The organism is Neobacillus sedimentimangrovi (genome assembly GCF_010614825.1).
Taxonomy (GTDB): Bacteria; Bacillota; Bacilli; order Bacillales; family Cytobacillaceae; genus Neobacillus; species Neobacillus thermocopriae.
In genome coordinates, this window is the sequence record NZ_JAAFZF010000071.1 from 1 (window position 1) to 9,732 (window position 9,732).

The following is a 9,732-nucleotide window of genomic DNA, read 5'->3' on the forward strand; positions in this document are numbered from 1 at the left end:
CCTTGAGTTTTAACTCCTTCTCAATAAAGTTAGTAATGGAGTTCATGACACGAATTCCTGCTTTCTTTGTTTTCACATAGATGTTACAGTCATCCGCATACCGAACAAACTTATGTCCACGTTTCTCCAGCTCCTTATCCAATTCATGAAGCATGATGTTTGATAAAAGTGGACTGAGCGGGCCGCCTTGAGGCGTTCCCATGTCCGTTTTGTTTTGTTGTGCAAACTCACCCAGTGATACCTAGCCTCATATGAAGTTCGTGTTCCTCAGATCAGAAGTTTGCCGCTCGCTTCCTTCAGATTCCGCGTCACCACGGACACCCTTGCGTTAAGCTAACTGCTACTTCTGCCTTCGCAGCTCGGGACTTTCACCCTATAGATTACACCCATGCCGGGCGCACACAAAAAAAGCATAGACCCAAAAGTCCATGCTTTTTAAATGGAATTAATGATTATAGCTTTTTGATTTCTGCTTCGCGCCAGTTCTTCTTTCTCCTCGCGGTTTCATTGATGCTTTTTTTCTGCGGTCTCCGGAGTTGTAGCCACGAAAATCATCTCTTCTGCGGCGATCGCGGTCAAATGACTTTCTTTCCTTCTTAACTGGAAGCGGTGCTTCTTCCGTTAACTTAACTGGAGTTGTATCAGGCTCCTTGGTCAGCATCTTCAATACAGCTGCTACAACCGTCGTTGCATCATTTGTTTCTAACAGCTCTTCCGCTGCCGCTTTGTAATATTGTAGATTGTTTGAATCTATCGTTTGCAAAATTTTATCAACTACTGCCCGCTGCTGACCTTCCAACGCCTCGTCAAGGGTTGGCGGCTTCATTCTTTCCATTTTCCGTTTAGTTGTTCGTTCAACAACAAACAAATATGGCTTTTCGCGCGGTGTTACAAATGTCATTGCTACACCCGTTTTTCCGGCGCGGCCTGTACGGCCGATTCGATGAACATAGCTCTCTGGATCTTGCGGGATATCAAAGTTATATACATGAGTAACTCCGGAAATATCCAATCCGCGTGCAGCAACGTCTGTTGCGACAAGAACATCAATGGATCCTTCCTTAAACTTCCGAAGAACAGACAAACGCTTTGCCTGGCTTAAATCACCATGGATCCCTTCCGCGGTATATCCTCGTAAGTTCAATGCTTCTGATAATTCATCCACACGGCGTTTTGTCCGTCCAAAAACAATCGCCAACTCTGGTGATTGAATATCAAGAAGTCTTGTTAGAACATCAAATTTGTTTTTTTCCTGAATTTCTAAATAATACTGTTCAATAGAAGGAACTGTCATTTCTTTCGCTTTAACTCGAACAATTTGCGGATCCTTCATGAATTTTTCTGCGATTCGTTGAATCGGAGCCGGCATGGTTGCGGAGAACAACAATGTTTGTCGATCTTCCGGAATACCTGCAAGAATGGTTTCAATATCATCAATAAAGCCCATATTCAACATTTCATCGGCTTCATCAAGAATAACGGTCTTAATCTGATCTAAACGAATGGTTCTTCTTTTTATGTGGTCAAGAATCCGACCTGGTGTACCAACAATGATGTGCGGAGATTTTTTTAAGGAACGAATTTGCCTACCAATATCCTGACCACCATAAATTGGCAACACTCGCACACGTTTCCCCGCTCCAATTTTATAAAGCTCTTCCGAAACTTGAATAGCAAGCTCCCTTGTTGGTGCAATAATAATTCCTTGAATAGCTTCTAAACTTGTATCTATTTTTTCAACCAACGGAATTCCAAAGGCTGCTGTTTTTCCTGTTCCTGTTTGAGCCTGCCCGATCACATCTTTATTTTGTAGGCTCAATGGGATCGTTTCCGCCTGGATAGGGGTCGCTTCCTCAAAACCCATACGGAGGACAGCTTTTAATGTTGCTTGGCTAATGCCTAAATCTTCAAACCTTGTCAATGTTTTTCATTCTCCTTCATCTATTTGACAATATTTTTTATTGCTAATGCTGAATCTATTGTTCCGAAACGCATCAAATGACCTCTTTATTTTACCAAAAAAAAGACATTCTCCAAAGGAGTATGCCTTTTTTAACTACCTTTTAGACATATTGGTGATAATCATACCATTAATAAAAATATTATGCAATAAAACTAATGGGTACAAACTACTCTTTTATCCATACATCTATGCGGCCAATCATCCCTTATCACAACACATCAACGGAACCAAATCTGCATTTCCTACCAGCAATTATTTTTGTAAACCTTTGACAACTTCCTCTAATTTCATACCACGAGAAGCTTTTACAAGGATTAAAGTGCTAGGATTAATATGCTGTTTTAGTTCTTGAATTAAAGCCTCTTTATCCGTAAATGCAAAAATTCGCTGTTCCCCTAAAACGGATTTTGCCCCATTGGCTATGTGTTTTCCCAGATTTCCATAAGTAAAAAGAAGGTCAATTTTATCCCGATCTAAACTTAATCCGATTTGATGATGATATTTCTCTTCTTCAGGACCCAGCTCAAGCATGTCGCCAAGGACTAGAATTTTCTTGTCATACCCATGCAAGTTTGCCACCAAATCAATGGCTGCCATCATTGATGTTGGGCTAGCATTGTAAGCGTCATTAATAATTTTCTCTCCCTGACTTCCTTCCACTAGCTCCATTCGCATGTTAGTTAGCTTCATTGAACGGAAACCCTCATTCATTTTTTCAAAGGAAATGGAAAAATAACGGGCAGCCAACATGGCAGCAAGAGCATTTAATATATTATGTGTTCCTAATACAGGCAGCTGAAACACTGTATCCGATGCATTAATTTTAAAACTGTTGCCATTTTCAAGCTGAATAATTTGTGTTGGATATAAATCATTTGACTCACTTCGACCAAAGGTTTTTAGTTGTATTTTCCCTTTGAACATTTGGATTCTTTCCATTAATAACGGCTCGTCACCATGCAGGACAGCTAAACCATCCTCTTTTAATCCCTGTAAAATTTCCAACTTTGCTTCCGCAATGCTTTCTCTAGAGCCTAGATCCAACAGGTGGGATTCTCCAATATTTGTAATAATAACCACATCAGGGCAGGCAAGTTTTGTGAGGAATTCAATTTCCCCTCTACCACTCATCCCCATTTCTAGTACAGCAATTTCTGTATCTTCTTCTAATCCGAGTACGGTTAAAGGAAGACCTATATGATTATTAAAATTCCCTTCCGTTTTTTGCACTTTATATTGTAAAGATAGCAATCCGGCGGTTATATCTTTTGTAGTGGTTTTTCCATTGCTACCTGTAATGCCGACCACTTTAACAGACAATTCCTTTCGATATTGACGTGCCAATTCCTGGAGGGCTTTGAGACAGTCATCGACGATTAAGATCGGCAAATGGAGCGGCGGATTTGGTACATCCTTTTGCCAAAGAGCAGCTGCTGCTCCTTTATGGATTGATTCCTCCACATAATCATGTCCATCAACATGCTCTCCGCGCAATGGAACAAACAGATTCCCCGGCTCAATTTTACGCGAATCAATCGTGACTCCATTAATCATAACGTCTTCAACCGATTTAAAATCATTTCTTACAGTAATCATTTCTGCAATTTGCTTTAAGGAACGTTTAATCATGTCAAGTTCCCCTCCTTATCTAGAGATACATATAAAACGAACACGGCATGTAAGCCGTGTCAATATTAGGTATATTGTTTGCCGATTTTATTTCACACATCGTATCGTTAAAAAGTATGTTTGATTTGTTGCTTTTCCGCATGGCGTTCCTTAGCAAGCTGAACTAAACGTTCAATTAATTGTGGATATTCTACTCCTGAATGCTTCCATAATAATGGGAACATGCTAAACGGGGTAAATCCTGGCATTGTATTGACTTCATTTATTAATACTCTGCCGTCCTTAGTCAAGAAGAAATCAGCCCGTACCAATCCGGAGCAATCTAGTGCTTTAAAAGCACGAATGGCCATTTCTTTAATTTGCTGATATTCTTCCTCCGTAATATCAGCAGGAATGATGAGTGCTGTATCACCGTCTTCATATTTTGCTTTATAATCATAGAAATCCTTTTTCGGTACAATTTCACCAGCTATCGAACATTCAGGCTCATCATTTCCTAAGAGGCCCACTTCAATTTCACGAGCAATAACTCCCTCTTCAATAATGATTTTGCGGTCAAATTGAAAAGCTTCAACAACTGCCTCTTCCAATTCTGCCCGATTACGACATTTGCTAATACCAACACTAGAACCAAGATTAGCAGGTTTTACAAAGCAAGGATAACCAAGCTCGGATTCCACCTTGAAACAAGCTTCCTCTTTTGCTTTTTCCCATTCACTTTTAATAAATGAAACATATTTTACTTGTGCAAGACCAGCCTGCGCAAAAATATTTTTCATGATTACCTTATCCATTCCCGCAGCTGAAGCAAGCACTCCATTCCCAACATAAGGAAGATTCATTAATTCCAATAGTCCTTGTACCGTTCCATCTTCCCCATTTGGTCCGTGAAGCAGCGGAAAAATGACTTCCAATGGAGCTTCTTCTTTTGACGCTTGGAATAATGTCGGTGCCAATGAGAAAGGTGATAAGGATGTACCAGCGGAAAATTCAAGTTCTTTCACTGTTTCTATAGGACCTGTCAGTTGCGGTCCTTTAATCCATTGACCTTCGATATTTATATAAATCGGATGTATTTCAAATTTTTCAAGGTCTAATGCTTTAATAACAGCAAGAGCTGTCTGTAATGACACTTTATGTTCAGCGGATTTTCCGCCATATAACAAACCAAGTTTTGTTTTCATAGGAAAACCTCCATCTTCTCATTCACGTTTTATTTTATCACTTTACTTGTCAGGAAAGGAAATTCGGCATCTCTATTTCATAAATTTTTTCTATTTAGTTTATGAATCGTACAGCTTGCCTGAAAACAATCATAACCGAATTTTGTTATATTCCTTTTTTATGTAAATAGACCTACCTCAGAAAATAAATCTCTCCTTTTTGGAGAGATTTAAACAACATTTAACTTCCATTCTTTTGTTTTTTTATCAAAAATGATTTTGGCATGGTATGATTCATGAGCCATCTGTAGGTATTCTTCATACATGTCGTCCATATTATCAAAGTCGCCTATTACCCAGATTGGAATCTCAACGCGAGTACGCTGCACATCTGCATCTCTTAATGAAATACAAATACCTTCTTTGATAAATGGTGTAAGTGACAGAAGAATCTCCTTGTTCACCGGTGTATAATTTCGTTTTTTTCGTAAACCAAGTAATGACTTCTCCGGTTTCAAATCCCCTAGCTTTGAAGAGATCACTTCACTTAGCAGGAGAAAGAAATCTTTAAAACTGCGATAATAAATTTTATTAAACCAGCCATCATCATGAGCTAAATAAACAAAACGGTTGCCAAGTTTATTATAAAAAGGTATCTTTAAATGATGTTTATGGTGGGCTAAATACAATAATTCTGCCATTTCCTGTCCTGATAGTTCATTTAACACATCTTCTTCAAGAAAATCAATCCAACAAAAGTCACCATAACTATAAACATTCTCTGCTGCCAATTTGCTTATTTGGTCTTCCGGACAGTATTCAAGCAATGTATGCATATTAAATTCAGCATCATCAAATCCATGCTTTAAAAGTAATAGGTGATTTAATGAATCAGAAAAAACAGTAGCAAATTCAGCAAATTCAATTCCGCAAGAAATTACATACTGATCTGTTTGATTTAAATGAACATATATAAGATCCCGTATGTCTTGATGATGCCTTTTCAACGCCAAACTCCTCCGATCACATACATTGTTACTATGCACAAAAACCTTTCAATAAAACTGGAAACACAAGAAAAGCCAATACGTTCTCATTTTATCAAAAAATAGGTAAAATAGCTTATTTCATTTCTTTTACAAATGAATTTTTTGAATGATAAAATTGTCATTTTTCTTCCTTTTGATATTTTTCCATAATGACATATACTACTATGGACTATATTCTGTATACAAATCATTTTCATTTTATGATTTGATGAAAAACAATATTAATATGCTTGGGAAGGAGTGGAGTGCTAATATGATCAAAAATATGACGCAAGAAGAAATTAGGAAATCTATTATAGAAACCTTATTAGAAAATAATAAAAGCGAATTAGAAACCATTTTAGACGAACTCCAGCCCTATGATGTTGCCGAAATTTATAAGGAATTGCCAGAAAGATACAAAGGGCGATTTCTCTTAAATTTAAAATACGATCTTCTTGCTGACCTAATGGAAGAGTTGGATAAAGACGAGCAACTTGATTTATTAAACAAACTTGGCATAGAGAAAGCCACCAAGGTCCTTGACCTTATGGATAATGACGATCTAGCTACCCTACTCCATAAACTATCTCCTGAAAAAATAGACTCCCTTCTATCGGAGATGAAAGCGGAGGAATCAAGTGCGGTAAAAGGCATTTTAAGATATCCTCCGGAAACAGCAGGAAGAATCATGACCAACCGCTTTGTTTGGATCCGAAATTATTATACGGTCCGTGAAGCGGTCGATAAGCTGAAAAGTTTTGCCGAATTCGCCGAATCCTTAAACTACTTATATGTCATCGATGAAGACCGAAAACTTGCCGGGGTTGTCTCTTACCGTGATTTGCTCCTCGCAGAGCCAGATGAGAAAATCAATGATATTATGTATGAGCGGGTAATCTATGTTACGGTAAACACTGACCAGGAGGAAGTCGCAAAAACCGTTGAGCGGTATGACTTTATCTCCGTACCAGTTGTTGATGAAAATCATGTTTTAGTAGGGATTATTACTGTCGATGACGTCCTTGATGTCGTGATTCAAGAGGCGAATGAAGATATTGAAAAACTTTCAGCAACAGGGAAATCGATTGATTTTGATACAAAAACACTAGTTGCTGCTGCAAGAAGACTGCCCTGGCTTATTTTACTCTTATTTATCGGTGTCATCTCTGGAAGAATTATTTCAAGTTTTGAGAGTACTTTAGAGCAGGTCGTGGCTCTCACGTTTTTTATGCCGATGATAGCCGGAATGACTGGGAATACCGGAACCCAATCACTTGCGGTGGTAGTTAGGGGGCTTAGCTATAATAATATTAATAAAAAAGTCATCTTTCGATTAATCGCACGTGAACTTGGCGTTGGAATTTCGATTGGTCTTACGTGTGCCATTCTCATCTCCATTATCGCCTATATTTGGCAAGGGAGTCTGATTTTAGGATTTGTCGTTGGCAGTTCACTGTTTTTTACATTGATAATTGGTACATTAGCTGGAACGATCATTCCAATCATTCTCTACCGTTTAAAAATCGACCCAGCCGTTGCTTCAGGACCGCTGATCACAACCTTAAATGATATTTTTTCATTATTGACCTATTTTGGACTTGCCACCTTATTTATAAACCATCTCATGTAGTGTTGAAACCTTTTGTTGATAACAAACGTTATGTAAAGTAGAGCCTGTTATTATTTACCTTAAAGTTTGTAGGGTAAACCAATATTTGCTAATCTAAAAATATCTTCAATGTAAAAAATCGGGTGTGGTCGATGAATAACTATATAAAAACGGATCGATTTGATTGGACATTAACGCTTTTATTATTTCTTTTTTTTCTAATTAGTTGTGTAGCCATTTACAGTGCCCAAGCCACTGGACAATACGGCGACAAAAATTTTGTCATCATGCAGATATTCTGGTACATTGTCGGCGCTGTAATTATTTCTGTTTCTATTTTTATCGATAGCTATCAATATAAAAAACTTGCCTGGATATTATATGGATTTGGTATTTTCCTATTGGTTACCCTTGCTCTAGCACCTGAAAGTATCGCACCAGAAAGAAATGGGTCCAAAAACTGGTTTGTCATTCCCGGCATAGGGACGATTCAACCATCGGAGTTTGTAAAAATCTTTTTGATATTAGCATTAAGTCGGTTAATCGTATCCCATCAAGAAAAATTTATAGAAAAAACTTTAAGAACCGATTTTCTTTTATTACTCAAGTTAGGATTAGTAACCGCTGTACCGCTCGGATTGATCATCCGGGAAGATCTTGGGACGGCCTTAGTCATCATTTCCATTTTATCAGGGCTTATCCTCGTTTCAGGAATTTCATGGAAAATTATTATTAGTCTTTACGGAGCAGGTGCATCACTCGTTGCAGTCATCTTTTATCTTGTATTAAAAAAACCGGAGATTCTTGAGAAGTATCTTCATGTCCAAACCTATCAGTTCTATCGAATATATTCTTGGATCGACCCTGTAACCTATACATCGGGCTCTAGCTACCATTTAATGAAATCATTGAGTGCAATTGGTTCCGGGCTCATATCAGGGAAAGGTTTTAAAAACGGTGAAGTATATATTCCCGAAGCCCATACCGATTTCATTTTTAGTGTAATTGGCGAGGAATACGGCTTTATTGGTGGCAGTGTAGTCATCGGCCTATACTTTTTACTAATTTATCATTTGATTAAGATCTCATTGGATACAAACGATCATTTTAATACGTATGTATGTACCGGCATCATCAGCATGATCACATTCCATGTGTTTCAAAATATTGGCATGACTATACAAGTACTGCCGATTACTGGTATTCCTCTACCGTTCATCAGCTATGGAGGTAGCTCGCTCATGGGAAATATGTTTGCGATGGGACTTGTGTACAGCATTCGTTATCATCATCGCTCATATATGTTTTCATCAGAAAACTCAATAAATTCTTGACTTAAAGGTAGCAAAGCTGCTGCCTTTATTTCCTTAAAAAATGTTCTAGAAAAAAGGCTATATATATTTCTTTATAAAACAAACTATTATAAGATAGATTAAGATATTTACATAAATGAAGGTGTATTATGAAAGAGTTTATTTATACTGTACTAGAATTTTTAATGCAAATGGGGTATTTAGGAATCGCATTGGGACTTATGATTGAGATCATTCCAAGTGAAATCGTTTTAGGATATGGGGGATTCATGATCTCTCAAGGACAAATCGGCTGGGTTGGAGCCGTTATCGCTGGTACTGTTGGTGGAACACTAGCTCAGCTCTTCTTATATTGGGCAGGGTATTACGGTGGGCGCCCTTTCTTAGAGAAATACGGAAAATATGTCCTAATTAAAAAGAAGCATATTGATATTGCCGAGCATTGGTTTGAAAAATATGGGGCAGGCGTTATTTTTTCCGCAAGGTTTATTCCAGTCGTTAGACACGCCATTTCTATCCCAGCAGGCATTGCCAAAATGTCAGCGTGGAAATTTACCATCTATACTATTGCGGCGATTATTCCTTGGACAATTCTTTTCCTTTACTTAGGAAAAGTGCTAGGTAGCAACTGGTCTCATATTAAAGAATATGCCGAGCCGTATGTAATGCCTATCATTATCGCTGCAGTTATACTCGGAGCTATTTATTTTTTAATCAAAAAAACACGAAAAAACAATGATTAAGAAAAACAGCCTCCATTAGTTAGATTTAATCTAACCAATGGAGGCTGTTCATTTGTAATGGGTGTTTTTTCATGTTTAGAATATGTTTTCAATAAGGCTCTATAATAAATGTTGGGGTTTTCATACAATTTTGGTCAAAAAAAAAGACACGCAACCCCGTCATTCTTTTATACTTGAATTGTCCAGAAACAAGCAAAAAGAATGGAGTTGCGTGTACTATGAATTCTATCATGAATATCCCAGGATTAAAAGGCTGTCAGGTGATAAAAATGGAGGAGCGT

Annotated in this window: 7 protein-coding genes and 1 pseudogene; 3 read left to right on the forward strand and 5 right to left on the reverse strand. The window is 37.8% G+C overall.

Annotated elements, in window-relative coordinates:
* The 5 genes and pseudogenes from GZA11_RS15540 to GZA11_RS15560 all read right to left on the reverse strand — a co-directional run.
* A pseudogene (locus tag GZA11_RS15540) lies at positions 1-211 on the reverse strand (reverse transcriptase domain-containing protein); the annotation flags it as partial.
* A gap of 234 nt (positions 212-445) precedes the next feature.
* Complete coding sequence (locus GZA11_RS15545) at positions 446-1,864, reverse strand: DEAD/DEAH box helicase (protein WP_204317777.1); 1,419 nt, start codon at positions 1,862-1,864, stop codon at positions 446-448.
* 351 nt (positions 1,865-2,215) lie between these two features.
* Positions 2,216-3,592, reverse strand: coding sequence for a UDP-N-acetylmuramoyl-tripeptide--D-alanyl-D-alanine ligase (locus GZA11_RS15550; RefSeq protein ID WP_163184337.1), 1,377 nt, complete (start codon positions 3,590-3,592; stop codon positions 2,216-2,218).
* Positions 3,593-3,699: 107 nt separating this feature from the next.
* Positions 3,700-4,776 (reverse strand): D-alanine--D-alanine ligase, encoded by a 1,077-nt coding sequence (locus GZA11_RS15555; RefSeq protein WP_163184338.1) that lies wholly within the window; start codon positions 4,774-4,776, stop codon positions 3,700-3,702.
* 209 nt (positions 4,777-4,985) lie between these two features.
* Positions 4,986-5,762 (reverse strand): hypothetical protein, encoded by a 777-nt coding sequence (locus GZA11_RS15560; protein ID WP_163184339.1) that lies wholly within the window; start codon positions 5,760-5,762, stop codon positions 4,986-4,988.
* Between the two features lie 295 nt (positions 5,763-6,057).
* Between GZA11_RS15560 and mgtE the strand changes: the two genes are divergently transcribed.
* The 3 genes from mgtE to GZA11_RS15575 all read left to right on the forward strand — a co-directional run bounded on the left by mgtE (position 6,058) and on the right by GZA11_RS15575 (position 9,451).
* On the forward strand, positions 6,058-7,416 hold the full coding sequence (gene mgtE / locus GZA11_RS15565) for a magnesium transporter (protein WP_235925075.1): 1,359 nt from the start codon (positions 6,058-6,060) through the stop codon (positions 7,414-7,416).
* 131 nt (positions 7,417-7,547) lie between these two features.
* Positions 7,548-8,729 (forward strand): FtsW/RodA/SpoVE family cell cycle protein, encoded by a 1,182-nt coding sequence (locus GZA11_RS15570; RefSeq protein ID WP_163184340.1) that lies wholly within the window; start codon positions 7,548-7,550, stop codon positions 8,727-8,729.
* A gap of 128 nt (positions 8,730-8,857) precedes the next feature.
* Positions 8,858-9,451, forward strand: a complete 594-nt coding sequence (locus GZA11_RS15575; RefSeq protein WP_038538731.1) for a DedA family protein — start codon at positions 8,858-8,860, stop codon at positions 9,449-9,451.
* Positions 9,452-9,732 lie beyond the last annotated feature (281 nt).